This is a genomic window from Vibrio zhugei (assembly GCF_003716875.1).
Taxonomy (GTDB): Bacteria; Pseudomonadota; Gammaproteobacteria; order Enterobacterales; family Vibrionaceae; genus Vibrio; species Vibrio zhugei.
In genome coordinates this window covers 1992299-2018058 of sequence record NZ_CP033078.1, presented here as the reverse complement: position 1 = coordinate 2018058, position 25760 = coordinate 1992299, and the positions used below count along the sequence as shown (strand labels likewise).

Genomic DNA, 25760 nt, shown 5'->3' with positions numbered 1-25760 from the left:
TGATACGCGATTCTCATCCATTCGCGCGCGCTTCGCAACTCATTTATGCCGCAATTAATAGCTCTTTTGCATTTGCCAATGTGGTTGAGGTGATTTCACTGCCGCCAAGCAGGCGTGCTAATTCTTCAATGCGCTCGTCATGAGAGAGCTTGACCATCTGTGTCTCGGTCATACCTGATTTGGTTTGTTTGGCCACGAACATTTGGTTGTGGCCACAGCCTGCGACTTGCGGTAAATGGGTAACACACAGCACCTGTGTGGACTCTCCCAATTTGCGTAACATTTTACCGACCACGGCCGCAGTTGGACCGGAAATTCCCACATCCACTTCATCGAAGATCAGGCTTGGCGTGTCCACTTTCTGTGCGGTGATCACTTGAATGGCCAGTGACATACGGGACAGTTCACCGCCAGAGGCGACTTTAGCAATCGGCTGTAAAGGTTGCCCTGGGTTGGTTGAAACCAAGAAAGTCACGGCATCAAAGCCCAGTGGCGATGGGTGCTCTTGAGCGTTGATTTCAATTTTGAATTGCGCTTTTTCCATGCTGAGTTCATGCATGCTTTGTGAGATCAGTTTATCGAGCTCTTTTGCGTAGCGATGGCGTGATTTCCGCAGTTTTTCTGCAATGGTTACTAAACGTTGATATTTTTCGGCCACATCTGCTTCGTATTCCGCCATTTTTTCATCTGAGCAATCGAGTTGTTCAATTTGCAGCAACAAACCTTGGTGATGGCTATACAGCTCATCGGGTTGAACTTGGTGTTTGCGTGCTAATGACATGATTTTGGAATAACGAGATTCGACATACGCCATGCGCTCAGGATCCACATCGATGCCATCCAAATAGGCGCGTAATTCACTGTTCGCTTCTTCAAGCTGAATCATCGCATCGGCGATCATATTCGGTAAGCTGGCGAGTTTTTCATCCAACTCGGCTAAATCGACCAGAGTATTACTGGCGGTTTGTAGCATGCCGATAGCATTGACTTCGTCCCCTTCATACAGAATGTCGATGGCTTTTTGACAATTGATCGCTAACTCACCGCTGTTGGATAAGCGTTTGAATTCATTTTCGAGATCCGCAAATTCGTCTTCACCAATCGCCAGTTCATTCAGTTCTTTAATTTGGTATTCAAGCAACTGAAGCTGGGCTTGGTTGTGTTGGCTGTTTTCTTGCAGTTGGCGTAATTGATTGTTGGCTTGGCGCCAGTTTTGATAGGCAATACGCGTTTTTTTCAAAAGCTCAGAGTGGCCGGCATACTGATCCAGCATCGCCAGTTGATGCTCGTTTTTCATTAGCTGTTGATGAGCATGTTGGCCGTGAATGTTAATCAGCAGTTGGCCTAGTGATTTGAGCTGGGAAAGAGGGACAGGACTGCCGTTAATAAAGGCGCGTGAACGGCCTTCTTTGGTAATCGTGCGGCGCAATATACAGTCTTTATCATTGCCATCCATAAGATCGTTGTCTTCCAACCACCGGATTGCATTGACGTTGTTGTCCAAAATGAATGTGGCACAGACTTCGGTTTTTTGCTCGCCTTGACGGACAATGCCCGCTTCAGAACGCCCACCTAAACAAAGACTTAATGCATCAATGGCAATGGATTTACCTGCGCCAGTTTCACCGGTAATGGTGGTCATGCCAGCGGCAAGATCGAGTTGAAGGGATTTAACAATAGCAAAATTATTGATACTTAAATTAGCCAGCATATTCCTGCACCTGTATAAACAAACAACACTGTATAGGTGAACAGTATATACTGTTCACCTATACAGTAAAGTTATACAGGCATTTTCTTTTTAAAAGACGACAAATTGTGATCGATCTCTAAAAGAGTTTGCTGGACCAACCGAGTTTATTTCGCAAAATACGGTAGTAGTTGTAATCCTTGGGGTGAATCAGTTTCAGTGCGTTAGGGCTTTGATAGATGTGCACTTCATCTCCGGGGCTGACGGGGAGGGTGACTTGACCGTCACAGCTGACTTCCTGATTTTGCATATTATTCGGAGAGACGACTAACTTTATGCGCCGTTTGCTGTCTACCACTAAAGGACGGCTAGATAAGGTGTGCGGAAACATCGGGACGAGCGTAATGGCATCGAGCCCCGGTGATAAAATCGGCCCACCCCCGGATAATGAATAGGCGGTAGAACCGGTCGGAGTTGAGACGATTAAGCCATCAGAGCGCTGTGAAAACGCGAAGTTATCGTCGATGTACACTTCAAATTCGGTCATGCGTGCCACTTGACCAGGATGAAGCACGGCTTCATTCAATGCCGAATTGTGACTTTTTATTTGTCCATGGCGGTGCACTTCGGCTTGCAGAAGGAAGCGTTGTTCTTCGATGTAGTTGCCTTCAAGCACTTGTGTTAACCCTTCACACACCTCGTCCGGTTTTAAATCGGTCAGAAAGCCGAGGTTGCCGCGGTTAACACCGATGACGGAAATATCAAAGCGAGAAAGAACGCGTGCCGCGCCGAGCATGTTACCGTCACCGCCGACGACAATGGCAAGGTCGGCTTTTTGGCCTAATTCGAGTAATGAGGCAAACTGTGTGTCGGGAATATCGGGTAAAATCTCAGCAAGGCGTTCATCCACGAACACTGGATAGTTGAGTGAAGTAAGCCAATAGTAAAGCTCGTTATGAGTTTGAATGGCATGTTTGTCACGAGGTTTACCTATGATAGCGATCACTTCAAATGGTTTTTTCATATGCTTTCCAACCGAATAGGGCTTGAATCAGAAATCTTCATCCCCATAATAAAGGCAAGTCATACTTTTATGCGAATTTTTGTGTCACGAAACAGACGAGAATTCGATTCCTAACCACATAGAGAGTGGAATTCTGGAGATATCATGAGCAACGAAGAAAACAAAATCCAAGAAGAAGAGCTACAACAAGAAACGACCGTTGAAAATGTTGAAGCTGAAGCGGTTGGCACAGACGCCGATGTTGATTGGAATGAAACCGTCATCAATGAAGATGGTGAGGTTCTGGAAGAAGAAAGCCAAGAAACCAAAATTGCTCAGCTAGAAGCGGCGTTGCACGCGAGCCAAGAGCAATTAAAAGAGCAGAAAGATGCGGTACTGCGTGCGAAAGCCGATGTTGAAAACATGCGTCGTCGCTCTGAGCAAGAAGTCGACAAAGCGCGTAAATATGCGTTGAGTCGTTTTGCCGAAGAGTTGTTACCCGTCATTGATAATCTTGAGCGCACCATGCAAGCGGCCGATGCTGAGAACGAAGCGGTCAAACCTTTGTTTGAAGGTGTTGAGCTGACTCATAAAACCTTCGTTGATACGATTGAAAAATTCGGTTTAACCCCAATTAATCCAGAAGGCGAAGCATTTAATCCTGAATTACATCAGGCGATGTCCATTCAAGAAAGCCCCGATCATGAACCGAATATGGTGATGTTTGTGATGCAAAAAGGCTACTTGTTGAATGGTCGTGTGGTACGTCCTGCCATGGTTATGGTGTCGAAATAAGTGCCTCGTTCACTCTTTGAGTGAAGACAGTTGAAGTAAAAAGTCGGTCGGTACCGGCTTTTTTTATTGGTATTTCTGGGTTTCGTTCAGTTAAGGCCTTGAATCGGTCTTAAGAACTGAAAAAAATCGAGAAATTTGAATTTTTTTTCTGTGGTTCCCTTGAAAAGGATATTTACGCCCTTATCTATGGGTCATAGAGAAGCAAACTTGATACGTTTAGTTTGTGAATCGGGTGAAAAACCCATTCTCAGTTCCCCCACTTTGGGGATATAACCAAACGAACATAGAATTATTCGGAGATAGCTCGATGGGTAAAATCATTGGTATTGACTTAGGTACTACAAACTCTTGTCTTGCAGTGCTAGATGGTGATCAACCACGCGTCATTGAAAACGCAGAAGGTGAACGTACAACTCCTTCCATTGTCGCTTATACAGACGGCGAAACATTGGTTGGTCAACCGGCTAAACGTCAAGCGGTTACTAACCCTGAAAACACGCTATTTGCTATTAAGCGTCTAATCGGTCGTCGTTTCGAAGACGAAGAAGTTCAGCGCGATATTTCAATCATGCCTTACAAAATCGTGAAAGCGGATAACGGCGACGCATGGGTTGAAGCGCGTGGCGAGAAAATGGCGGCACCGCAAGTTTCTGCTGAAATTCTGAAGAAAATGAAGAAAACAGCAGAAGATTACCTAGGCGAAGAAGTGACTGGCGCAGTTATCACTGTTCCTGCTTACTTTAACGACTCTCAACGTCAAGCAACAAAAGATGCTGGTCGTATCGCAGGTCTAGATGTAAAACGTATTATCAACGAACCAACAGCAGCAGCATTGGCGTACGGCCTTGATAAAAAAGGCGGCGACCGCACTATCGCTGTGTATGACCTTGGTGGTGGTACGTTCGATATTTCTATCATCGAAATTGATGAAGTTGATGGCGAAAAAACTTTCGAAGTATTGTCAACCAACGGTGACACTCACTTAGGTGGTGAAGACTTCGATACTCGTCTAATCAACTACTTGGTTGAGCAGTTCCAAAACGAACAAGGCATCAACTTAAAACAAGATCCGCTTGCCATGCAGCGTCTAAAAGAAGCCGCAGAAAAAGCGAAAATCGAACTGTCTTCAGCGACTCAAACTGACGTAAACCTACCTTACGTTACGGCTGATGCGACAGGTCCTAAACACATGAACATCAAAGTGACTCGTGCGAAACTTGAGTCATTGGTTGAAGACCTAGTACAACGTTCACTTGAGCCAATGAAAGTGGCTCTAGCGGATGCTGACCTATCGGTAAGCGAAGTGACTGACGTTATCCTTGTGGGTGGTCAAACACGTATGCCAATGGTAAGCAAAGCGGTTGCAGACTTCTTTGGTAAAGAAGCGCGTCGTGACGTGAACCCAGATGAAGCGGTTGCGATTGGTGCAGCAGTTCAAGGTGGTGTTCTTGCGGGTGATGTGAAAGACGTTCTTCTTCTTGACGTGACTCCTCTGTCATTTGGTATCGAAACCATGGGCGGTGTGATGACGAAATTGATCGAGAAGAACACAACGATCCCAACAAAAGCGAACCAAGTGTTCTCAACAGCGGAAGATAACCAAAGCGCAGTAACCATTCACGTACTGCAAGGTGAACGTAAGCAAGCGACATACAACAAGTCTCTTGGTCAGTTCAACCTAGAAGGTATCAACCCTGCGCCACGTGGTGTGCCACAAATTGATGTGACTTTCGATTTGGACGCGGACGGTATTCTTAATGTGTCAGCGAAAGACAAGACCACAGGTAAAGAACAGAAGATTACTATCCAAGCTTCTGGTGGTCTAAGCGACGAAGAAATCGAGAAAATGGTTCAAGAAGCAGAAGCGAACAAAGAAGCGGACAAAAAGTTCGAAGAGTTAGCGACTGCACGTAACCAAGCGGACCAAATGATCCACGGTACTCGTAAGCAAATGGAAGAAGCAGGTGATGCACTTCCAGCAGACGACAAAGAAAAAATTGAAGCGGCAATCAAAGAACTAGAAACAGCACGTAACGGCGAAGATAAAGCTGAAATTGATGCAAAAGTTCAAGCGCTTATGACAGCATCTCAAAAACTGATGGAAATTGCTCAACAGAAAGCTCAAGCACAACAAGGTGCTGAAGACGGCGAGCAAGCTCAATCAGCAGACGATGACGTTGTTGATGCAGAATTCGAAGAAGTGAACGACGATAAAAAATAATCGTTGGTAAACGCTAGATTCAATTGAGGATGTGTCGACGCAGACTGGATTGAATGAAAGCTTCGAATTGGCTTACGATTCCCTTTAACGAGGGAATCATAAGTAAGATACGGGCGTTTGAGGTGACTCTAACGCCCGTATGCTGTCCACATAGTGTGGCTATAGATAAGGCGAAAGGATACGGTGAGCAAGCTCTTTTCAGAGTTTCGAGCTTTATCTATATCGATACAAACACCAAGCGGGTTTACCCGTTTGTAGTAACAATTGGTGATCAAGAACATGTCAAAACGTGATTTTTACGAAGTATTAGGCGTGAGCCGCGATGCCTCAGAGCGCGACCTGAAGAAGGCTTATAAGCGCCTTGCAATGAAATACCACCCAGACCGTAATCCTGGTGATGATGAGTCTGCCGTGAAGTTTAAAGAAGTAAAAGAAGCGTACGAAATCTTGACGGATCCGCAGAAAAAAGCGGCGTATGATCAATACGGTCATGCGGCCTTTGAACAAGGCGGTGGCGCAGGTGGATTCGGCGGCGGCTTTGGCGGCGGCGGTGCTGACTTTGGCGATATTTTCGGTGATGTGTTTGGTGACATTTTTGGTGGCGGTCGTCGTGGCGGCGGTGGTGGCTACCGACCTCAACGTGGTTCGGATTTACGTTACAACATGGAACTGACGCTTGAAGAAGCGGTTCGTGGTTGTGATAAAGAAATTGAAATTCCAACGCTGGTTGATTGTGAAGTCTGTGATGGTTCTGGCGCGAAGAAAGGGTCTAAACCTGAAACGTGTTCAACCTGTCATGGCCACGGTCAAGTACAGATGCGTCAAGGTTTCTTTGCGGTACAACAAACCTGTCCTACCTGTGGTGGTAAAGGGTCAATTATTAAAGATCCTTGTCACTCTTGTCATGGTGAAGGCCGTAAGCAGAAAACAAAATCACTGCACGTGAAGATCCCTGCCGGTGTTGATACGGGTGACCGTATTCGTCTTTCTGGTGAAGGGGAAGCGGGTGAGCACGGTGCGCCAGCCGGTGACTTGTATGTTCAAGTTCAAATTAGAGATCATGCTATTTTTGAACGTGACGGCAATAACCTACGTTGCGAAGTGCCAATTAGCTTTGGATTAGCCGCACTGGGTGGTGAAGTCGAAGTCCCCACACTGGATGGTCGCTTGAATCTGAAAGTGCCGGAAGAAACGCAAACTGGCCGTATGTTCCGTTTACGCGGTAAAGGTGTGAAAGGCGTTCGTGGTGGCCCAGTGGGTGACTTGATCGTTAAACTGGTTGTTGAAACGCCAGTCAAACTAGGCGCTGAGCAAAAAGCGTTACTGCGTCAACTAGAAGAATCGTTTGGTGGCGAAACTGGCACGAAACACAAGCCTAAATCTGATGGCTTCTTCAAAGGCGTGAAAAAGTTCTTTGATGACCTAACCAGCTAAGCAGATTGAACATGCTGATTGATGAAAAACCAACGCCTTGGCGTTGGTTTTTTTATGCCTGTTATCTTGGCCAAAAGCCGTGTTGTGTGATGAATTACCAACAGGATTTGGGCTCATGCTCTCCATTACTTCGTACGATCAGAGCGTCATAGTCATCAGCATGACAGGTATCGTGTCGCTGGCGACCTTGCGGGGAGGCGGTAATCGAGTAGCTAGACGGGTGCGCGGTAATGTGGATGATATACTGGCTGCTCGGCGTATTGCAGAATTTGGTGCATTGCCCTTGTTCGGTAATGCTCGCAATGGCTTGTGATACAGACGCGTGACCATCAATGTATAACTGAATTCTGGCCATATCGAGCAGCGCTTGGCGGCGATGGCTGCTTAACACATGCTCTTGATACGTTGGATAGGCCAGCGCACTGAGCAGCGCAATGATGCTCAGCACTATCAGAATTTCGATCAACGTCATACCATGGCGATGATGATAAGCACGCTGACGTTTTATATTTCGATGCATTTCCCACCTCCCGGCTCAGACTCAGCGATGTCCCGCTTGTACTTGCTATTCTCGTGACTTTACGGAGTTTGAGGAAAGGCCTATGCGTTTTTTTCGGGAGTTATCTCGCGGAATGACCTTGATTGAAGTCGCGATCGTCTTAGCGATTATGGGCGGGACATTGTGTTTGTGTTTTCCCTCCATACAGCAAAGTAAACAATCACTGAGTGCCTCCGCTCTGGCGGATGAGTTGGTGATGTTTATTTCTTCAGCGCAGCAGCTTGCTAACCAGCGACACCAGGATTTAGTGATACAGAAATTACCAGTAAACGGCGCAGGCTCATCCACTTGGCAATTGCAAGTGAGTCCTCAAACGCCCTCAATGGACACGCCTTTACTAGTGCTCGAAGGGGATCTGTTTCAGGGTGTGGAGGTATCACTGCACTACAGCGCGCAGCAATTATGGGTAGACGGTTTTCGCCATAAGCTCAGTAACGGGCATATTCGTATTGTCGACCGAGAGGGACGCTCCCTATTACGAGTGGTGACCTCCTACGCAACCGGAAGGATTCGCGTTTGCGCACAGGAGGCGAGCCGTGCTTATCCGCAGTGTTAACTGTCATGGTTTCACGTTACTTGAACTCATGATTGCATTGGCGTTAGGCAGTATGGTCATCGGCAGTCTTGGTGCTTTTTTCGTTCAGTTAGAACGTAGCACTCAGTCACAGCAACGACAGTTACAGCTTCATCAACAAACCCAGTCTATTTTGACCACCATCAGTCAGGAGTTAGGACGTGCTGGTTATCAAAGACATACCGGGGGAGTGGCGACATTTCTCGGATCTCAACGCAGTGTTAAGGTGAGCTCGCAGGGCGACGAGTTAGGTATCGTATATCAGTTACCTAACTCGCAATCGAGTCCAGACTATGTGCACTTGGTTTATCGTTATCAAGCCTCTGATCAGCAATTGGTCTTGTGTGATCATCTGGCTTCCTCAAGACTGTCGTTTCGTGATGTGCGGCGTTCGACGCGCTCAACCCCTTGTTATCAGGTTGTTGATACCCAGCAATATCGAATTACGCACTGGCAGGTCACCAGTCAGTTGTATCGCTCAGCGGTGGGGAGCGTCATACAACAAGTGGCGATCGAGACTACGCTTCAGGAGTCAGGCGATGATGGACGAACGGAATCGCAGCGTATGACTCGGCTGGTAATTAATGGAGGCAATGGAGGCAGCGATGAGCCGTAACGTGACACAGCAAGGGGCGGCGTTGCTGTTGATGGTGCTGGTCATCTTGGCACTGATGCTGCTGGTCAGTTTGGCGCACTACCGCGCCTTGTGGTATCACATTCAGCAGATACACAAACAGGTCGCCACTAGCCAGCAACGCTGGCAAGCGAGAGCAGGAGTCGAATGTGTCACCACGGCTGTGCTTAGGCGTTCCCAAGCAAGCGCAATGATCGCTAAGCAGGGGAAGAACGGGATGTCATCGGCTGACATTACGCGCTGTCAGTCTATCACTGGAAGTCGCATCACGGTGGAGTATGGCGCTGATCGCTGGCGGATCAGAAGTCAATCTGGCCAACAGCAGGTGATCAATAGTGTGGTCTTCGATGAGGTGCAAGCGCAGCGCTTAGCGGGCAGTTATTATGAAAGGTAATCATTCCTGTGCTGGGGTGACGTTACTGGAAGTGCTGATGGTGATGGCATTGATGACGACAGCAACATTGGGGTTACTCTCGCTGCATCAACAGATGAAGGTACAAGCGCATTTAGCGCAGCAATGGCAACAGGCAGAGCAACTGGCGAGTGAGCAGTTGACCTTATGGCAAAAAGACGCGCTGCTCCAAGGTACGGAGTTCGTCCAGCATTGGCACGATGGTGAGCAACATAATGGGGTATTTTCTTTATCTTGGACAATGACCGAGCCGCTAGTGCAGGGCATTTATGTCGTGCAGCTTGATGTGCGCTGGCAGGACAGTCAGCAGCAGCCTCATTTGTTGACATTTCGCATGGTGTACAGTGTTGCAGACTCGCCAGGACCGCCGCCGATAACGCGCATCAGAGGGGCAGAGATAAAAAAAAGCCTGCTTAGACCAAGCAGGCTAAAAAACAAACCATCAATTAATCTTTAAACAGTTGGCAGGCATGGAAAGCCAAATGCTCGTTGATAAAGGTTTGAATAAAAAAGTAACTGTGGTCGTAACCAGATTGCATTCGCAATTCCAGCGGGACATGATGCTCTCGTGCAGCGTGTTGTAATGCTTCTGGTTTAAGCTGCTCTTCCAAGAACCCATCTGCATCGCCTTGATCCACTAGAATCGGTGTGGTGACCTGATGAGTTTTGATGAGTTCAACCGCATCGTATTCTTGCCACGTTGTCTTATCTTCACCGAGATAGTGACGGAACGCTTTTTCGCCCCAAGGCACCACCGTTGGATGGCAAATCGGACTGAATGCAGAAATGGATACGTATTTGTCTGGGTTTTTGATACCAATGGTCAGCGCGCCATGTCCACCCATACTATGACCGGCAATCGAGCGCTGGCTCGTCACGGGGAAGTTTGCTTCCACAAGTTGCGGAAGTTCTTCAACAACGTACGAATACATTTGGTAATGCGTTTTCCAAGGCTCTTGTGTGGCATTGAGATAAAACCCAGCGCCTAAGCCAAAGTCATAACTTTTCTCTGCATCATCAGGGACTGATTCACCGCGAGGGCTGGTGTCGGGAGCGACAATCGCTATCCCCAGCTCTGCGGCTTTTTCAAATGCCGCCGCTTTTTGCATGAAATTTTCATCCGTGCAGGTTAACCCTGACAACCAATACAACACCGGTACGGGGTTCGCCGCAGATGCCGATGGCGGAAGAAAAATGGCAAAACGCATCTCGCAGTTTAATACTGAGGACGTATGCTGATATTGCTTGTGCCAACCGTCGTAGACTTTGGCTTGGCTTACATTAGTCAAATCCATGATAATTCCTCAGACGGCGCGCGAGGCGCCGCCGTGATGTGCACGATTAAAAGTGGACAACAGAACGAATGCTTTCGCCTTTATGCATCAGTTCAAAGGCGTCGTTGATGTCTTCGAGTTTCATGGTGTGGGTAATGAATTCTTGTAAGCCGAATTCACCCGCTAGATAGCGTTCCACAATGTCTGGTAGCTCAGAGCGGCCTTTGACGCCACCAAATGCGGAGCCACGCCATACTCGGCCAGTAACCAATTGGAATGGACGGGTGGAAATTTCTTTACCGTGCCCTGCAACACCAATGATGACCGATTCGCCCCAGCCTTTGTGGCAACATTCCAGCGCTTGACGCATGACGTCGACGTTACCGATACATTCAAAAGAGAATTCCACACCGCCGTCAGTCATCTCGACAATGACGTCTTGAATTGGCTTATCGAAGTTTTGTGGATTGATGCAGTCAGTGGCACCCAGTTTTTTCGCTAGGTCAAATTTACGTTCGTTAATATCGATGCCGATAATTTGTTTTGCGCCCGCCATACGAGCGCCAATGATGGCAGACAAGCCAATGCCGCCAAGACCAAAGATCGCCACGTTGTCACCTTTTTGCACGTTCGCGGTCTTCGTTACCGCGCCCATACCGGTGGTTACACCACAACCTAACAAGCAGACTTCTTCTAGTGGGGCCTCTTTACTGACTTTGGCCAGTGAAATTTCTGGTAGCACGGTGTACTCAGAGAAGGTTGAGCATCCCATGTAGTGGAAAATTGGCTCGCCGTCTTTGTAAAAACGCGTGGTACCATCAGGCATCAAGCCTTTACCTTGAGTCTCACGGACTGCTGAACATAGGTTGGTTTTGCCAGATAAACACATCTTACACTCACCACATTCTGCGGTGTAAAGAGGAATGACATGATCGCCCACTTCGACGTGAGTGACGCCTTCACCGACCATTTCAACAATACCGCCACCTTCATGACCGAGAATTGCTGGGAAAACACCTTCTGGATCGTCACCTGATAGGGTGAATGCATCAGTATGACAAACACCTGTCGCGACGATTTTAACCAATACCTCGCCTTTGCGTGGCAACATAACATCCACTTCTTCCATCTTAAGTGGCTGGTTTGGACCCCACGCAACCGCGGCGCGAGATTTAATAAATTTATCCTGTGACATTGATGTTTTCCTTATGAAGTAATGGTACTTAATCGGCTTTCACAATAGTAAAACAGTATAGTGGATTTCATTTAAAAGATAATTAGGGCAAAATAAGAATAACTTTTACAAAATTGTAATAATAAAAATGGCAAATTGGGAAGGGGTTAATGAATTTGTGACGGTGGCAGACACGGGAAGCTTTACTCAGGCCGCCTTGCGTCAATCGACCTCCGTGGCGAACATTAGTCGGCGTGTCAATGCATTAGAGCAGCGTTTAGGCGTCAAACTGTTATTAAGAACCACACGACGAGTGTCATTAACCGAAGCTGGGCAGTTGTATTATCAGCATTGCCGCTCATTGGTTGAAGGGCTGGCTGAAGCCGAATTAGCGGTGACACAAATGCAGGCCACGCCGAAAGGCAAAGTTAAGGTGACCGCGCCTGTTACCTTTGGTGAATGGAAAATTGCCTTACTGCTGCAGGATTTTTTGCAGTTGTATCCGGATCTGGAATTGGAACTGGTATTGACTAATCGTAAGTTAGATTTAGTCGCAGAACACGTCGATGTGGCGATTCGCTTGGGGCAGTTGGAAGACTCGAGTTTTATTGCGCGTAAATTGTGTGAACGGCAATTGTTTGTCTGCGCCACCCCAGACTATCTAGGACGTATGGGCGTGCCGCACACCTTATCCGAGCTGCAACATCATCAGTGCTTAGTCGGCACCCACGATCATTGGCGGTTTAACGTTAAAGGCAGTGATCGTACGATGAAAGTCAGTGGACGCTTGTCGTGTAATAGCGGCTTTGTGTTATTGAATGCGGCATTAAAAGGTATGGGCTTGGTGCAATTGCCGGATTACTATGTTCGCCCATATTTACGCTCGGGAGAGCTGGTGGAAGTGCTGGATGGTTTGAAAACCGACAGAGAAGGGGTATGGGCCCTGTATCCAGAAAACCGGCTGTTATCGCCGAAAGTGCGCTTGTTGATTGATTATCTCGCTGAGCATCTGGAGGTGTAGCTTTGTTGGAAATTGTTTATAATACGCGCCCCAATGATCAAGGCATTTTTCGACATGACTGACTCGCACGCCACATTTAGTCCACAAGATCACGTGTATATGCAACGTGCGATCGAGCTGGCTCATCAAGCTGAACTGGCTGGCGAAGTGCCGGTAGGAGCGGTATTGGTCAAAGACGGGACGATCATTGCTGAAGGGTGGAACCGCTCGATTGGCGATCACGATGCGACGGCGCATGCGGAAATTCAAGTGATCCGCAAAGCGGGGCAGGCGCTGAATAACTATCGGTTATTGGATACCACATTATATGTCACGTTGGAGCCTTGTCCGATGTGTGCCGGCGCGCTGCTGCATAGCCGCGTCAAACGGATTGTCTTTGGTGCGCCGGATTTAAAAGCGGGCGCAGCAGGAACCGTATTGAATTTGTTTGAGAATGAAGCCGCGTATCACTATGCGACCATTGAGTCTGGCTTATTAGCCGAGGAGTGCCGAGCCCAGTTACAGGCCTTCTTTAAACGTCGTCGCAAAGAAATTAAAGCGCGGAAACGCGAAGAGCGAGCCGCGTTTGTTGAGCCGCCTATCAATGGACAAGACAAATAACATAGGTGTGAAGTCTGGCTGAAGAGGGAAGCAAACGCCCACTGATGTGGGGGTTTGCTCTATGGAATTAACAGCTCATTTGTACATAAGAGTGGTGGCGCGCGAAGATTTTCCGTTTATTGTTGGTTTGCATTCTTCGGCGTCTGTTTGCTGCAATTGTCTGTTTTTTAAATAAATTTGATTGTTTACGTTTTAACATAAAACAACCTCCTGTACGTCTAATTCCAGTATGATTGTAATCTCGTCTTTCGTCATTGCGTGGCGCGATTGATGGGATCGGCTGAACAACCCCACCATGAGCGAATTGCTGACCGCATCACGGACTTAAGAGGTATAGGTTGGAACAACATATACCTTTGTCACATGAGTATGCGGCCATGCAAGCCTATCGATAAGATAAGAATTGAGATAAAGATTATCTGCGGTTAATCGTGTGTTCTTAGAAGGGGACAAACGCCCAATCATCACGAGAACTTCCTACTGTTTTAGGGTTTTTTAGTAGAAAGATCAAGTGATAATTTAATGACTGAAAGTCAGTCTCATGGTTTCTCTGTTGGGCTCACAGTTTCATTGGATGGCGTATCGTCGCTTTGGTCTACATCCGCACTGTCATCGTCCAGATCATCGGGCAATGGGGCCACATTAATGACTTTCAAATCATCGGTATTGCTGTCGCTTGGCGCGCTAGGGTGTTGCTCGAGATGACCGGCAATACTTTGATAATAGCGACGGATATTTTCAACGTAGGCAAGCGCCTCATCGCCGCGCGCATAACCATAGGTAGTATTGGCGAAATATTTTTTCTGGCGCAGCTGTGGTAAACGGTCTTTGACATCTCCCCATGAGTTTGGATCGCCACCTTGTTCACGCGTTAAGCGCCGTGCATCCATCATATGCCCATAGCCCACATTATACGAGGCGAGAGCAAACCAAATTTTTTCATGGCGCGATATGGAATCAGGGATACGACTGACCATGCGGTCAAGGTATTTGACGCCACCACGAATCGACTGCTCGGGGCTCAGACGATTGCGCACGCCCACGCTGCGCGCTGTTGGTAATGTCAGCATCATCATACCACGTACGCCAGTGGGGGATTTGGCTCGTGGGTTCCAGTGTGACTCTTGATAGGCCACCGCGGCAATTAAGCGCCAATCAAAATCGCCGGAATATTTCTTAAACAGGGGCGCCCATTTGGGAAGCCGACTGTCTAAAGCACGAATGAACGCACGGGTATCGACATAATCAAATGTGCCAATGTGACCGATATATTTCTCTTCTATCGATGCCAGATAGCCTGATTGTTTCAGATCCCCAAAAAATTCAATCATTAACGCATACAAACTTTCATCATCAGAGCGGCGCATAAACCATGATATCGGTTGATCTTCGGTCATTTCAAAGGCTACGGCGAGATCAGGATAAATACGTTGAGCAAGCGAGACTTGCACTGAATCTGCGACGGTAAAGGCCAAGCTGCCTTTTGACACTTGACGAAGTAAATCATTAATATCGTTATTATTATCGACTTTATAGTGAAAGTTAGGATAACGCTGCTGAATATCCGCTAATGTTTTTTCGAAGTGAGAATCTTTCACCACATGAATCAGCGATGCGGCTTGTTGGGCGCTATCAAGCTGGGTTTGATGGCTAATCAGTTGTTTGATATTGCGTGGGCGCCATTCCCCTTTTTGGTAGATCAACTGCTGGGACACATAATAGTAGGCGGGGCCGGCACGGAAGTGCTTTAAGCGTTGTTCCGATTGACTTAACCCCGCGGCAATAATATCGATTTCACCATTTTTCAGCGCAGGGAATAGGCTCGCCAGACGATAGGCGGGTTTGATTTCCAGTTTGACACCCAATTCGCGCGCAAACTCACGGGTGAGTTCATAGTCGAGTCCTGCGGGGCCATCGGTCCCGATATAGTAAGACAATTGATTGTTTAAGGTGCCGACACGTAATACGCCGCGTTCACGGATTTGATCCAATTCGCTTTTGGGTTCTGAGTCGATTTGGCAACCCGATAACGTGACTGCAACAAGAATTAAAGTGAGGCAGCGGGTGAAAGTGTCAGGGAAAAGCGTTGTCATGAATTTGAGATCTCTCGCAGCGGATAGGGACTTTATAGCAAAGTCGGCTCATTTGGCAAAGTTCTGACAATCCAATACGCCAGATATGTTCCCCATTATACCAATTCACTAAAATTTTTGTGATTTTCTCAAAGATTTTGTGCCAAGCCCCGTGAATAGGTAGCCTAACGCGTGATAACACGGGGTGTATTGCGTCACTGATGCTGTATTGCGCGAGGGAAAACCAAGTAGAAGACGTCAATTCTCAGTAAGAGAGAGCGTCACATCAACATGGGCGACATTCAAAATTCGAAAAAAAATGACGCAAACGGTTGCTTTTGGTGTTACGTCACAAAAAAAAATCCTCTATAATGCACTGCAATCAACGAGATGAAATCGGTTCTCAGTTTAATAAAAAGCAACAACCAACTGTTTTTTATTGAATTTATTAAAATTTCTATCACACTCACTAGTCAATAGAGACCTAAGCACATGAGAATTTTGCGTGGTTCCCCAGCTCTTTCTGAGTTTCGTGTACAAAAGTTACTTGAAACGTGTCGTGAATATCAACTCCCTGTCACCGATATTTATGCCGAGTTTATGCACTTTGCTGAGCTTAATATTGAGCTTGATGAACAAGAAGTTGAAAAATTAGCTCAGTTACTCACTTACGGCCCAACCATTCAAGAGCATGAACCACAAGGCTTATGCCTGCTTGTCACGCCTCGTCCCGGCACCATCTCTCCTTGGTCTTCTAAAGCTACTGATATTGCACACAACTGTGGATTGCAGGCGGTTGAACGTCTTGAGCGAGGCACGGCATACTATGTGACTTGTGACGCTGAGTTATCGGACGAGCAGTTGATGACGCTGCAAGGCTTACTGCATGATCGCATGATGGAAGTGGTGTTTACCGATTTCTCGCAAGCTGAAGCCTTGTTCGGTCACGCTGAACCGGCGCCAATGACCGCGGTTGATATCTTAAATGGCGGACGTCGTGCACTTGAAAAAGCAAACGTTTCCCTTGGTTTGGCGTTGGCGGAAGATGAAATTGACTACTTGGTCGAGAGCTTTACCAAGCTAGAGCGTAATCCCAACGATATTGAATTAATGATGTTCGCTCAGGCCAACTCGGAGCATTGCCGCCATAAGATTTTTAATGCCGATTGGACGATTGACGGTGAGAAGCAAGATAAGTCCTTGTTTAAAATGATTAAGAACACCATGGAGATGCATCCTGAATACGTGTTATCGGCTTACAAAGATAATGCGGCCGTGATGGAAGGCTCCAAGGTAGGGCGCTTTTTTGCCGACTCTACAACCGGTCAGTACGGATACCATCACGAAGACGCTCACATTTTGATGAAAGTCGAAACCCATAACCATCCAACAGCCATTTCACCGTGGCCTGGGGCATCAACTGGCTCCGGTGGCGAGATTCGTGATGAAGGTGCTACCGGAATTGGTGGGAAACCGAAAGCGGGATTGGTCGGTTTTACTGTGTCTAACTTACGCATTCCTAACTTTGAGCAGCCTTGGGAAAGTGACTTTGGTAAGCCAGGTCGCATCGTCAATGCTCTGGATATCATGTTAGAAGGGCCTTTGGGTGGTGCCGCCTTCAATAATGAATTCGGTCGTCCTAATCTATTAGGTTACTTTCGAACTTATGAAGAAAAAGTGACGTCTCATGCTGGCGAAGAAATACGCGGTTATCATAAACCTATTATGATCGCGGGTGGGATGGGCAACATTCGCGATGAGCATGTCCAAAAGAAAGAGATTCCTGTCGGTGCGAAACTGATCGTGCTTGGCGGACCTGCCATGAACATTGGCCTTGGTGGGGGCGCGGCCTCTTCGATGGCTTCGGGGCAATCGGCAGAAGATTTGGATTTTGCCTCGGTACAGCGTGAAAACCCAGAGATGGAACGTCGTTGTCAGGAAGTCATCGACCGTTGCTGGCAGATGGGTGAAGACAACCCCATTGCCTTTATTCACGATGTTGGTGCTGGTGGCATTTCGAATGCCTTACCGGAGTTAGTGGATGACGGCAACCGTGGTGGTCGTTTCCAATTGCGTGATGTCCCCAATGATGAGCCGGGTATGACACCACTTGAAATCTGGTGTAATGAATCTCAAGAACGTTATGTGATGGCGGTCGCGCCAGAGCACATGGCGTGTTTTGATGCCATCTGTAAGCGTGAACGTGCCCCTTATGCCGTGGTGGGTGAAGCGACGCAAGAGCGTCATTTGACGTTACAAGATACGCATTTTGACAATACCCCGATTGATATGCCTATGGACATTCTGTTGGGTAAAGCACCAAAAATGTCGCGTGATGTGACAACATTGAAAGTCACCAGTCCAGCCCTCAACCGAGATGGCATTGCGATGAATGACGCCATTGATCGCATTTTACGTTTACCTGCAGTCGCCGAGAAAACCTTCTTGATCACCATAGGTGACCGATCAGTGACTGGGTTGGTCGCTCGCGACCAAATGGTTGGGCCTTGGCAGGTGCCAGTCGCGAACTGTGCCGTGACTGCAGGAAGTTACGATACTTACCATGGTGAAGCAATGTCGATGGGAGAACGTACTCCAGTCGCACTGCTTGATTTTGGGGCTTCTGCGCGTTTGGCTGTCGGGGAATCACTCACAAACATCGCTGCGACCGCCATCGGTGATATCAAGCGTATTAAATTGTCGGCAAACTGGATGTCTCCGGCCGGACACCCCGGTGAAGACGCTGGCTTGTACGAAGCCGTGAAAGCCGTTGGTGAAGAACTCTGTCCGGCTTTGGGCTTGACGATCCCTGTTGGTAAAGACTCGATGTCGATGAAAACCACTTGGGAAGACAATGGTGAGAAAAAAGAAGTGACCTCGCCGTTATCGTTGGTGATGACCGCTTTCGCTCGCGTGGAAGATGTTCGTCAAACCGTTACTCCTCAGTTACGCACCGACAAAGGGGATTCGCACCTCATTGCCATCGATTTGGGGAATGGGAAAAACCGCTTAGGGGCGACAGCTCTTGCGCAAGTGTATAAACAGCTTGGGGATACGCCTGCGGATGTCGACAGCGCGGAACAATTGAAGGGCTTCTTTAACGCGATACAAGAGCTGGTCATTAACGAGCGTGTGGTCGCGTATCACGATAAGGGTGATGGCGGTTTATTTGTGACGTTAGCGGAGATGGCTTTCGCTGGACACTGCGGTATCAATGCAGATATTAGCGCATTGGGAGAGGATGCACTCGCAGCGTTATTTAACGAAGAGCTTGGCGCGGTGATTCAGGTTCTCGATACGCAATTGGATGAGGTGCGCGCCGTATTGGCACGCCATGGTCTGAGCGAATGTACGCACGTTATCGGTACGGTCAATGCATCGGATGATTTTGTCATTACCCAAGGTCATCACGTTGTGGTGGAACGTTCACGCACTGAACTGCGTAGCATCTGGGGCGAAACAACCTATGAGATGCAAGCGCTGCGTGATAATCCTGCCTGTGCGAAGCAAGAGTTTGACGCGAAGAAAGACAACTCGGATCCGGGACTGAATGTTGCGTTAACCTTTGATGTCAACGAGGATATTGCTGCCCCTTATATCGCTAAAGGCGCGAAGCCGCGGATGGCGGTACTACGTGAGCAAGGCGTTAACTCTCATGTAGAAATGGCTGCCGCGTTTGATCGTGCTGGGTTTGAGGCTCAGGATATCCACATGAGTGATATTTTAACTGGTCGTGCCGTGCTTGAGGACTATCAAGGCTTGGTTGCATGTGGCGGTTTCTCTTACGGTGACGTGTTGGGCGCTGGCGAAGGTTGGGCGAAGTCGGTATTATTCAATGCGCAAGCTCGTGAACAGTTCGAACGTTTCTTCCAGCGCGATGACACTCTGTCCTTAGGGGTATGTAATGGCTGTCAAATGCTGTCGAACCTGAAAGACTTGATCCCAGGTGCGCAGTTATGGCCACGCTTTGTGCGCAATGAGTCGGAGCGTTTTGAAGCCCGCTTCTCATTGGTGGAAGTTCAAAAATCCGATTCGATTTTCTTTGATGGTATGGCGGGATCACGTATGCCAATTGCGGTTTCCCACGGTGAAGGCCGAGTGGAAGTGCGCGATGCAGATCACCTGCAGGCGATTGAGCAATCGGGGACGGTTGCGTTGCGGTTTGTCGATAATTTAGGTAATGCGACACAGCAATATCCGAATAACCCGAATGGCTCACCTAATGCGATGACCGGTTTAACGACGCAAGATGGTCGCGTCACCATTATGATGCCACACCCAGAGCGCGTATTCCGTACTGTAGCGAACTCATGGCATCCTGATGACTGGGGTGAAAATAGTGCTTGGATGCGCATGTTCCAGAACGCTCGTAAGCAGCTGGGGTAATAGCACCGCGCCGATAAGAATGACAAAGCCCTGCCTGTGAAGCAGGGCTTTTTATTATAAACCGCGAATATCTTGGATGGACGGTGTGGCGATACGCCCAAAAAGGCCGGATGACAGCCAAGCATCAAGATAAAAAGCGGAGGCGATGTAGCATGTTATGACACGTATCAATGTTTATCGAGAAAGAAAGAGACACAATTGATTGAAGCACAGGGTAAATCCATAGAATGATAAACTGTGCACCATCTACCTATCCTAAGATGGGGGAGGCTCCGCCTGATGCTTAAGTAACGTATCAGGCGGTTTTTTTATGTGAGGCACGAAGAAGGTTCTCATTTCCCGTTATAGGGAAAAGCCCGCTGTGATACGGGGTTAGCGAAATTGCCCAACATCTGGTAGGTATTCAAACCCCGCACTGGAGAGCTTATCGAGTAAACGCTGGCGATCCATATCGTAAAAAGTGATGAGCTTTTCTAGGTCGCCATCAAAATCGTCACGTAGCTTAGTATTGACGAGACTGAAAAGCATGATTGGATCCATATTGGCATAGTTGTCTAGATTCATGACGCATCCTCAAAATCAGAAATGAGTAAATTGGCCGCAGCAAATGCCGCGCGCTCACGAGTGGCCTGATCCAGTGTCTCATCCGCTGCAATATCATTCAATGCCTTGAGGGCACAACCAATGGCTTGAGACACATAGCCTTGGTCACCACTACCGATTTGCGCGTAAAGCGCTCGAACTAAATCACAACAATCATACACTTGCATAAATTTTCTTCCTTAAAGGATAACCTATCTCGACTATACCTAAGCGTACGTTGAAGACAAGCCCAGTATATTGCGCTATCACAAACAATGACGTATTTGCATGAGCTCGCAAGCAAGTATGCTCTATTGGCAAAAGAATACAGACGAAAAAAAAGCCGACCATGTCGGCTTTTTATCACAATCACGGTTAGGCGATAACGGAGTGAATGTGTTCGATGATGCTGTCCATTGCCACGGGAGTTTTTTCTCCGGTGCGGCGGTGTTTATATTCGAAGTTACCCTCGTCCATACTACGATCACCGATGATAATGGTATGGGGAATACCAATCAGTTCCATATCTGAGAACATCACGCCAGGACGCTCTTTACGATCATCAAACAGGACGTCGATGCCGGCTGCGGTCAACTCCGCATACAGTTTCTCAGCGGCGGCTTTTACGCGTTCCGATTTATGCATGTTCATTGGCACGATAGCCACTTGGAAAGGCGCAATCGCATCTGGCCAGATGATGCCAAATTTATCGTGGTTTTGTTCGATAGCAGCAGCCACAACGCGTGTGATACCAATACCGTAACAACCCATTTGCATCACTTGGCTCTTACCATCAGGACCGAGCACGGTCGCTTTCATTTTCTCTGAGTAGTTGTCACCCAATTGGAAAATATGACCGACTTCGATACCACGTGTCAGTTGTAGCGTTCCGTGACCACATGGACTTGGATCGCCTTCCACCACATTACGGATATCGGCAACTTGTCCTAATTCAACATCACGGCCCCAGTTGATACCGAAGTAATGCTGACCATCGATATTGGCGCCAGCGCCAAAGTCACTCATGACCGCGACCGCGCGGTCAACGATTAATGGAACAGTCAAACCAATCGGTCCTAGTGAGCCTGGGCCTGCACCGACAATCGCACGAATTTCTTCTTCTTCCGCCATTTCAAGAGGGGAAGCAATTTCAGGTAAGTGTTCGGCTTTGACTTCGTTTAGTTCATGGTCACCACGAACCATTAACGCAACGATTGGCGCTTCCACTGCATCAGAGGCTTTGAAGAATAAGGTTTTTACCGTTTTCTCGATAGCGATACCGTGTTGGCTGACCAAGTCTGCAATGGTTTTAGCATTTGGCGTAGCGACTTGCGTCATTGTTTGTGTCGGAGCATCAGCTTGCGCTTGCGGGGCAACCGCTTCGGCTTTTTCGATGTTGGCCGCGTAGTCAGAGTCGGTGGAAGACGCGATCAAATCTTCGCCGCTTTGTGCCAATACATGGAACTCGTGAGAGCCGCTACCACCGATTGAGCCTGTATCAGCCAACACGGGACGGAAATCCAAGCCCATGCGGTTAAAGACGTTACAGTAAGCCTTGTGCATTTCTGCGTAGGTTTCTTGTAGGCTGGCTTTATCAAGGTGGAATGAGTACGCATCTTTCATGATGAATTCACGAGAGCGCATAACCCCAAAACGAGGACGAACTTCATCGCGGAATTTGGTTTGAATCTGAAACAGGTTCATTGGCAGCTGTTTGTACGATTTGACTTCGTTACGCACCATGTCTGTGATGACTTCTTCGTGCGTTGGACCCAGTACAAACGAGCGATCATGACGGTCAGCAATACGGAGAAGTTCGGGACCGAACTTATCCCAGCGTCCAGTTTCTTGCCATAGTTCAGAGGGCTGAACCACGGGCATCAGCGTTTCAACAGAGCCTGCATGGTTCATTTCTTCACGAACAATGTTTTCGACTTTACGCAAAACGCGCAGACCAGTAGGAAGCCAAGTATAAAGACCTGAAGCTAACTTACGGATCATACCTGCACGTAACATGAGCTGGTGGCTCGTGATCTCTGCGTCGTTTGGAGTCTCCTTCAGGGTAGAAAGAAGATATTTACTGGTACGCATTTATGGTATCCGTTTTTCAAAGTGGAATGGAATTGCCGCGATATGCATCGCCACAACAAATACAATTATTTTCCCCTAATAATATCAGTCAAATGCCATTGTCAAAAGGGCTCTATTGCGGTTACACGCACTAAGTTGTCGATAACCGTGAATTTAACATTAAAATTGTACAAATTTACCGCATATTCTTTGGCATCCGGTTTGTTTTTCTTATAAGCCGGCCTTGGATCTTGTGCGAGCACTTGTTCAATCACGTTTTGCACGACGTGTTTATCGGGGATCGATTGCAGCATCATCTGTGCACAATCACTGAACAACACTGGGAGTGTGTGGGGAGCTGAATCCGCGTAGCCACCTTGTGCATCAGGGATGGCATCGGAATAGGGAATGTAGGGTTTAATATCAATCACCGGCGTCGCATCGACAAGATCGACACTACCGACATCAAGATAATATTGATCGCCAATTTGGCTGATGCCTCTGAATTCAACGGCTGACATACCAATGCCATTCGGGCGAAATGTCGAACGTGACGCCAAGACACCAATCCGTTCATTGCCGCCTAGGCGCGGCGGCCGCACGGTAGGTTTCCAACCTTTTGCCAAATTTTGATCAAATAAAAACAGTAGCCAGAGATGACTAAATTGTTCGATACCACGAATGGCTTCTGCGCAATTGGTCTCGCCCAATAAACGAATACGCGCGGTTGCCGCGGGCACCAGACGGGGCTGGCGAGGCACGGCAAATTTTTCTTGGTATGGGCTTTCAACGAGACCGATAGGGGAGATAGTGTGCATACAGTTAGAATAACGACGTGATCAACAAGCGCTTAAAATAGCACAGTTGCGACAAGAGATCCTTGGCCTAAATAGTCAAAGCGTGGCGACCCGTGTCAGCAAGCAACCACGTCATACTATGCCTTTCATCGCAACACAGCCTTTAGCCGCATTAACGGTGGTGTTTGGCGAGAAAACGGTCCAGCTGGTTAGCGAATTCTCGCCGTTCGGTTTGCGAGAGGCCCGCTGGGCCACCTGTTTGGATACCACTTGAGCGCATGGTATCCATAAAATCACGGATATTGAGGCGCGCGCCAATGGTATCTTTCGTGTATAACTCGCCACGTGGGTTTAAGGCGTGGGCTCCCTTGGCCAATACTTCGGCGGCAAGCGGAATATCAGCGGTGATCACCAAGTCGCCGACGTCGCAGCGTTGCACAATTTCATCATCTGCGACGTCAAAGCCACTTTGCACTTGAAGCCGCTGAATATTATGTCGGTTGGGAAGTGGAATGGCATGGTTGGCGACAAAAGTGCAGACAACACCTGTCCGCTCCGCCGCACGAATTAACGTCTCGCGAATCACTTTAGGGCAGGCATCGGCGTCGATCCAAATTTTCATGATGAGTGTTCCATTTGTTGTTCTAGCTGGCTAAGACGCTGTGTTAAATCCGCCACTTGTTGTTCTAATTGGGTAATACGGGCATCGTCACTCGTAGGTTGTGCGCGCACCTCTACTTTTGGGAGGCTCGCGCTGCTCTTCCAGCGACGAACGGCGCTGATCAAGGCTGGCATCGGGACTGACGTGGTTAAGCGTGCCTTAAGTAATGCAACACTGGGCGTTTTTCCTTCTTGCTCTAATTGCGTAAAGACCTGTTGTAACTCGTCTGATACGTCTTTGGTCAGCATGAGAATTCCTTATGGTGATGAGACACCCTATGATAAATACAAATTGCGGCTAGCAAAAGTAGATTCTCATTGTAAGAGATCTCTCACTTTGCTTGTAAGAAAATAAGAATATAAACAGCTAGAGTAAAGACACGATAACATTATCCTTATGATTTATATTAGTATTTTTTTAGTCGTTGTAAAATAATCATAAAATAACGTTTCTACCCAGTTGTATCTATATCCTAAAGGGGTAAATTGGTTGCGTCGCAAGGGATTACGACATAAGACTGAACGCTTTGGATGAGCGGTTTTAGGATAAAGCGACAATGACGGAGCTCATTGTGCAAGGACATTTAGGAAAGGCGTACGGATTCGTTGATGGAGCAGGATGCCTCATCATAAAGGATTGAATCAGGACGATATGCAGGATGCTCGGACACCATCAGGATGATGGCAAGGACACCGCTCAAGGAACAAGTGATGGACGCGTCTCAGGAACGAGCCGCATGAAGGATTCTTAGGACACCGCTAAGCTGGCGATGTAGGGATTAGGCAAAGGGATAAGCCACTATTATGGATGATGCATGGAGCAATACATGCGGCCGGAATGCTGCGAGTGAGAATAAGGCCCCGATACGGTTGTGTCGGGGCTTTTCTTGATTATAAAAAAGGATGAAGCGAGCGTCAGTTACGCACGATTCATAGTAAAAACAACACTATAATGATGTGTTCGATAGGCTTTTGATGCCATCGTATTGAAGAACAAGGATTGTCCGTGACGGTAGTAACCCGCAGAATGCTTTTAGTGCCTTATATTGAGGCGTTAGAATCTGAGTTTCTATTATTAAATTGCTCTGAAAAAAATCGTGCGTTTATGAATGGGCCACTTACGGTCTCATTAGCACGGCAAGCCTTCCAACGGCTACTGTATGAAGTTGATACTCAAGCAATGGCTGTGCTCAATAACGTGACTCGCGAATACATGGGGCATATCGGCTTAGATATGGTCGATGATGAGGTCGCAAGATTAACGATTTTGTTTGATCATTCCCATTGGAATCATGGCTATGCCAGTGAGGCGATTACTGCGTTTTTACCGCATATTTGTCAGCAAAAACGCATTAAAACGGTGCTTATGAATGTTCCGGTTCTCCATACGGTTGGCCTACAACTGATGAAAAAGCTCGGATTCATGCAAAAAGCCCAGATCGCCGATGGCTTTCTGGGAGATTATTATCAATTCGAATGGCAATTTGTCGCTAGGTTGCAGGGGGCAAATGATGAGGCGGTATATAGACCTGTTGTGAACGAAAACCGTTCATAATTAAGCGACCTTGATAGCAATCATCACCTAAGGCTGAAAACTCAAAGAAATAGGTTGAGTGCCAGTGCCATTGGCCCGACGGCGTACGAAGTCGATGCTGGCCGAAGGCGACACTGACCACTTGCAAGTTCAACTGTGCACATTTTTGCTCAATGACGCGGCGCGCGATTTCCGATTGGCGCCGCTGTTGCCAAAAGATAAAACCGACCATCCCGATGAGTAGTAGTCCGAATAATCCTGTTCTCAT

Annotated in this window: 24 protein-coding genes; 11 read left to right on the top strand and 13 right to left on the bottom strand. The window is 47.7% G+C overall.

What is annotated here, in order from left to right; translation table 11 throughout:
- Nucleotides 1-43: 43 nt before the first annotated feature.
- Together recN and nadK are read right to left on the bottom strand one after the other, a co-directional pair.
- The gene (gene recN / locus EAE30_RS14625) at nucleotides 44-1711 is read right to left on the bottom strand and encodes a DNA repair protein RecN (protein WP_123016586.1); all 1668 of its coding nucleotides are present in this window, start codon (nucleotides 1709-1711) and stop codon (nucleotides 44-46) included.
- Nucleotides 1712-1829: 118 nt separating this feature from the next.
- The gene (gene nadK / locus EAE30_RS14620; protein ID WP_123016585.1) at nucleotides 1830-2714 is read right to left on the bottom strand and encodes an NAD(+) kinase; all 885 of its coding nucleotides are present in this window, start codon (nucleotides 2712-2714) and stop codon (nucleotides 1830-1832) included.
- A 144-nt stretch (nucleotides 2715-2858) separates the two neighbouring features.
- On the opposite strand from nadK, the gene grpE reads away from it, so the two are divergent.
- The 3 genes from grpE to dnaJ all read left to right on the top strand — a co-directional run bounded on the left by grpE (nucleotide 2859) and on the right by dnaJ (nucleotide 7143).
- Complete coding sequence (gene grpE / locus EAE30_RS14615; RefSeq protein ID WP_123016584.1) at nucleotides 2859-3488, top strand: nucleotide exchange factor GrpE; 630 nt, start codon at nucleotides 2859-2861, stop codon at nucleotides 3486-3488.
- A gap of 307 nt (nucleotides 3489-3795) precedes the next feature.
- Nucleotides 3796-5709, top strand: coding sequence for a molecular chaperone DnaK (gene dnaK, locus EAE30_RS14610; protein ID WP_123016583.1), 1914 nt, complete (start codon nucleotides 3796-3798; stop codon nucleotides 5707-5709).
- A gap of 279 nt (nucleotides 5710-5988) precedes the next feature.
- Nucleotides 5989-7143: a molecular chaperone DnaJ gene (dnaJ, locus tag EAE30_RS14600; RefSeq protein ID WP_123016581.1), complete on the top strand. Its 1155-nt coding sequence runs from the start codon at nucleotides 5989-5991 to the stop codon at nucleotides 7141-7143.
- A gap of 94 nt (nucleotides 7144-7237) precedes the next feature.
- Here the strand turns inward: dnaJ and EAE30_RS14595 are convergent, their stop codons facing one another.
- On the bottom strand, nucleotides 7238-7663 hold the full coding sequence (locus tag EAE30_RS14595) for a type IV pilin protein (RefSeq protein ID WP_123017391.1): 426 nt from the start codon (nucleotides 7661-7663) through the stop codon (nucleotides 7238-7240).
- Nucleotides 7664-7745: 82 nt separating this feature from the next.
- Here EAE30_RS14595 and EAE30_RS14590 point away from each other — a divergent pair, with 82 nt between their 5' ends.
- The 4 genes from EAE30_RS14590 to EAE30_RS14575 are packed head-to-tail and all read left to right on the top strand — an operon-like array spanning nucleotide 7746 to nucleotide 9779.
- Nucleotides 7746-8258, top strand: a complete 513-nt coding sequence (locus tag EAE30_RS14590) for a pilus assembly FimT family protein (protein ID WP_123016580.1) — start codon at nucleotides 7746-7748, stop codon at nucleotides 8256-8258.
- Nucleotides 8239-8892 (top strand): prepilin-type N-terminal cleavage/methylation domain-containing protein, encoded by a 654-nt coding sequence (locus EAE30_RS14585; protein WP_123016579.1) that lies wholly within the window; start codon nucleotides 8239-8241, stop codon nucleotides 8890-8892. The genes EAE30_RS14590 and EAE30_RS14585 overlap by 20 nt, the downstream gene beginning before the upstream one ends.
- Entirely contained in the window at nucleotides 8882-9304 is a 423-nt protein-coding gene (locus tag EAE30_RS14580; RefSeq protein ID WP_123016578.1) for a hypothetical protein, read from the top strand. Before EAE30_RS14585 ends, EAE30_RS14580 begins: the two co-directional genes overlap by 11 nt.
- Nucleotides 9294-9779 (top strand): type IV pilus modification PilV family protein, encoded by a 486-nt coding sequence (locus tag EAE30_RS14575; protein ID WP_123016577.1) that lies wholly within the window; start codon nucleotides 9294-9296, stop codon nucleotides 9777-9779. Before EAE30_RS14580 ends, EAE30_RS14575 begins: the two co-directional genes overlap by 11 nt.
- Here EAE30_RS14575 and fghA read toward each other — a convergent pair.
- Entirely contained in the window at nucleotides 9769-10617 is an 849-nt protein-coding gene (fghA, locus tag EAE30_RS14570; protein WP_123016576.1) for an S-formylglutathione hydrolase, read from the bottom strand. The two genes, EAE30_RS14575 and fghA, sit on opposite strands and share 11 nt — an antisense overlap.
- Before the next feature lie 46 nt (nucleotides 10618-10663).
- Nucleotides 10664-11791, bottom strand: a complete 1128-nt coding sequence (locus EAE30_RS14565) for an S-(hydroxymethyl)glutathione dehydrogenase/class III alcohol dehydrogenase (protein WP_123016575.1) — start codon at nucleotides 11789-11791, stop codon at nucleotides 10664-10666.
- Nucleotides 11792-11918: 127 nt separating this feature from the next.
- Between EAE30_RS14565 and EAE30_RS14560 the strand changes: the two genes are divergently transcribed.
- Both EAE30_RS14560 and tadA read left to right on the top strand, forming a co-directional pair.
- Nucleotides 11919-12791 (top strand): LysR family transcriptional regulator, encoded by an 873-nt coding sequence (locus EAE30_RS14560; protein ID WP_123016574.1) that lies wholly within the window; start codon nucleotides 11919-11921, stop codon nucleotides 12789-12791.
- A gap of 54 nt (nucleotides 12792-12845) precedes the next feature.
- Entirely contained in the window at nucleotides 12846-13391 is a 546-nt protein-coding gene (gene tadA / locus EAE30_RS14555; protein ID WP_123017390.1) for a tRNA adenosine(34) deaminase TadA, read from the top strand.
- A gap of 539 nt (nucleotides 13392-13930) precedes the next feature.
- Here tadA and mltF read toward each other — a convergent pair.
- On the bottom strand, nucleotides 13931-15484 hold the full coding sequence (gene mltF, locus EAE30_RS14550) for a membrane-bound lytic murein transglycosylase MltF (protein WP_123016573.1): 1554 nt from the start codon (nucleotides 15482-15484) through the stop codon (nucleotides 13931-13933).
- Between the two features lie 471 nt (nucleotides 15485-15955).
- On the opposite strand from mltF, the gene purL reads away from it, so the two are divergent.
- The gene (gene purL, locus EAE30_RS14545) at nucleotides 15956-19849 is read left to right on the top strand and encodes a phosphoribosylformylglycinamidine synthase (protein WP_123016572.1); all 3894 of its coding nucleotides are present in this window, start codon (nucleotides 15956-15958) and stop codon (nucleotides 19847-19849) included.
- Between the two features lie 372 nt (nucleotides 19850-20221).
- Here purL and EAE30_RS14540 read toward each other — a convergent pair whose 3' ends face one another.
- The 6 genes from EAE30_RS14540 to EAE30_RS14515 all read right to left on the bottom strand — a co-directional run bounded on the left by EAE30_RS14540 (nucleotide 20222) and on the right by EAE30_RS14515 (nucleotide 24207).
- Complete coding sequence (locus EAE30_RS14540; protein ID WP_123016571.1) at nucleotides 20222-20413, bottom strand: DUF4250 domain-containing protein; 192 nt, start codon at nucleotides 20411-20413, stop codon at nucleotides 20222-20224.
- Nucleotides 20410-20619: a YaeP family protein gene (locus tag EAE30_RS14535; protein ID WP_123016570.1), complete on the bottom strand. Its 210-nt coding sequence runs from the start codon at nucleotides 20617-20619 to the stop codon at nucleotides 20410-20412. The genes EAE30_RS14540 and EAE30_RS14535 overlap by 4 nt, the downstream gene beginning before the upstream one ends.
- A 187-nt stretch (nucleotides 20620-20806) precedes the next feature.
- A complete protein-coding gene (locus EAE30_RS14530) occupies nucleotides 20807-22522 on the bottom strand; it encodes a proline--tRNA ligase (protein WP_123016569.1) in 1716 nt (571 codons plus the stop codon).
- Nucleotides 22523-22623: 101 nt separating this feature from the next.
- Nucleotides 22624-23319 carry a tRNA (N6-threonylcarbamoyladenosine(37)-N6)-methyltransferase TrmO gene (gene tsaA, locus EAE30_RS14525; RefSeq protein ID WP_123016568.1) on the bottom strand — a complete coding sequence of 232 codons (696 nt, stop codon included), beginning with the start codon at nucleotides 23317-23319 and terminating at the stop codon, nucleotides 22624-22626.
- A gap of 151 nt (nucleotides 23320-23470) precedes the next feature.
- On the bottom strand, nucleotides 23471-23920 hold the full coding sequence (locus EAE30_RS14520; protein ID WP_123016567.1) for a YaiI/YqxD family protein: 450 nt from the start codon (nucleotides 23918-23920) through the stop codon (nucleotides 23471-23473).
- Nucleotides 23917-24207, bottom strand: coding sequence for a hypothetical protein (locus EAE30_RS14515; RefSeq protein ID WP_123016566.1), 291 nt, complete (start codon nucleotides 24205-24207; stop codon nucleotides 23917-23919). The genes EAE30_RS14520 and EAE30_RS14515 overlap by 4 nt, the downstream gene beginning before the upstream one ends.
- Before the next feature lie 757 nt (nucleotides 24208-24964).
- On the opposite strand from EAE30_RS14515, the gene EAE30_RS14510 reads away from it, so the two are divergent.
- The gene (locus EAE30_RS14510; protein WP_164711870.1) at nucleotides 24965-25513 is read left to right on the top strand and encodes a GNAT family N-acetyltransferase; all 549 of its coding nucleotides are present in this window, start codon (nucleotides 24965-24967) and stop codon (nucleotides 25511-25513) included.
- On the opposite strand, the gene EAE30_RS14505 is transcribed toward EAE30_RS14510, so the two are convergent.
- A complete protein-coding gene (locus tag EAE30_RS14505) occupies nucleotides 25449-25760 on the bottom strand; it encodes a DUF3301 domain-containing protein (protein ID WP_123016564.1) in 312 nt (103 codons plus the stop codon). The two genes, EAE30_RS14510 and EAE30_RS14505, sit on opposite strands and share 65 nt — an antisense overlap.

Excerpts from the sequence above, each read along its gene's own strand:
- dnaK (WP_123016583.1), top strand. The coding sequence starts at position 3,796 with ATGGGTAAAATCATTGGTATTGACTTAGGTACTACAAACTCTTGTCTT.
- EAE30_RS14530 (WP_123016569.1), bottom strand. The coding sequence starts at position 22,522 with ATGCGTACCAGTAAATATCTTCTTTCTACCCTGAAGGAGACTCCAAAC.
- EAE30_RS14505 (WP_123016564.1), bottom strand. The coding sequence starts at position 25,760 with ATGAGAACAGGATTATTCGGACTACTACTCATCGGGATGGTCGGTTTT.
- purL (WP_123016572.1), top strand. The coding sequence starts at position 15,956 with ATGAGAATTTTGCGTGGTTCCCCAGCTCTTTCTGAGTTTCGTGTACAA.
- dnaJ (WP_123016581.1), top strand. The coding sequence starts at position 5,989 with ATGTCAAAACGTGATTTTTACGAAGTATTAGGCGTGAGCCGCGATGCC.
- fghA (WP_123016576.1), bottom strand. The coding sequence starts at position 10,617 with ATGGATTTGACTAATGTAAGCCAAGCCAAAGTCTACGACGGTTGGCAC.
- EAE30_RS14540 (WP_123016571.1), bottom strand. The coding sequence starts at position 20,413 with ATGAATCTAGACAACTATGCCAATATGGATCCAATCATGCTTTTCAGT.
- grpE (WP_123016584.1), top strand. The coding sequence starts at position 2,859 with ATGAGCAACGAAGAAAACAAAATCCAAGAAGAAGAGCTACAACAAGAA.
- EAE30_RS14520 (WP_123016567.1), bottom strand. The coding sequence starts at position 23,920 with ATGAAAATTTGGATCGACGCCGATGCCTGCCCTAAAGTGATTCGCGAG.
- EAE30_RS14560 (WP_123016574.1), top strand. The coding sequence starts at position 11,919 with ATGGCAAATTGGGAAGGGGTTAATGAATTTGTGACGGTGGCAGACACG.
- EAE30_RS14535 (WP_123016570.1), bottom strand. The coding sequence starts at position 20,619 with ATGCAAGTGTATGATTGTTGTGATTTAGTTCGAGCGCTTTACGCGCAA.
- tsaA (WP_123016568.1), bottom strand. The coding sequence starts at position 23,319 with ATGCACACTATCTCCCCTATCGGTCTCGTTGAAAGCCCATACCAAGAA.
- mltF (WP_123016573.1), bottom strand. The coding sequence starts at position 15,484 with ATGACAACGCTTTTCCCTGACACTTTCACCCGCTGCCTCACTTTAATT.
- EAE30_RS14565 (WP_123016575.1), bottom strand. The coding sequence starts at position 11,791 with ATGTCACAGGATAAATTTATTAAATCTCGCGCCGCGGTTGCGTGGGGT.
- EAE30_RS14595 (WP_123017391.1), bottom strand. The coding sequence starts at position 7,663 with ATGCATCGAAATATAAAACGTCAGCGTGCTTATCATCATCGCCATGGT.
- EAE30_RS14515 (WP_123016566.1), bottom strand. The coding sequence starts at position 24,207 with ATGCTGACCAAAGACGTATCAGACGAGTTACAACAGGTCTTTACGCAA.
- EAE30_RS14580 (WP_123016578.1), top strand. The coding sequence starts at position 8,882 with ATGAGCCGTAACGTGACACAGCAAGGGGCGGCGTTGCTGTTGATGGTG.
- EAE30_RS14575 (WP_123016577.1), top strand. The coding sequence starts at position 9,294 with ATGAAAGGTAATCATTCCTGTGCTGGGGTGACGTTACTGGAAGTGCTG.
- tadA (WP_123017390.1), top strand. The coding sequence starts at position 12,846 with ATGACTGACTCGCACGCCACATTTAGTCCACAAGATCACGTGTATATG.
- EAE30_RS14590 (WP_123016580.1), top strand. The coding sequence starts at position 7,746 with ATGCGTTTTTTTCGGGAGTTATCTCGCGGAATGACCTTGATTGAAGTC.
- recN (WP_123016586.1), bottom strand. The coding sequence starts at position 1,711 with ATGCTGGCTAATTTAAGTATCAATAATTTTGCTATTGTTAAATCCCTT.
- nadK (WP_123016585.1), bottom strand. The coding sequence starts at position 2,714 with ATGAAAAAACCATTTGAAGTGATCGCTATCATAGGTAAACCTCGTGAC.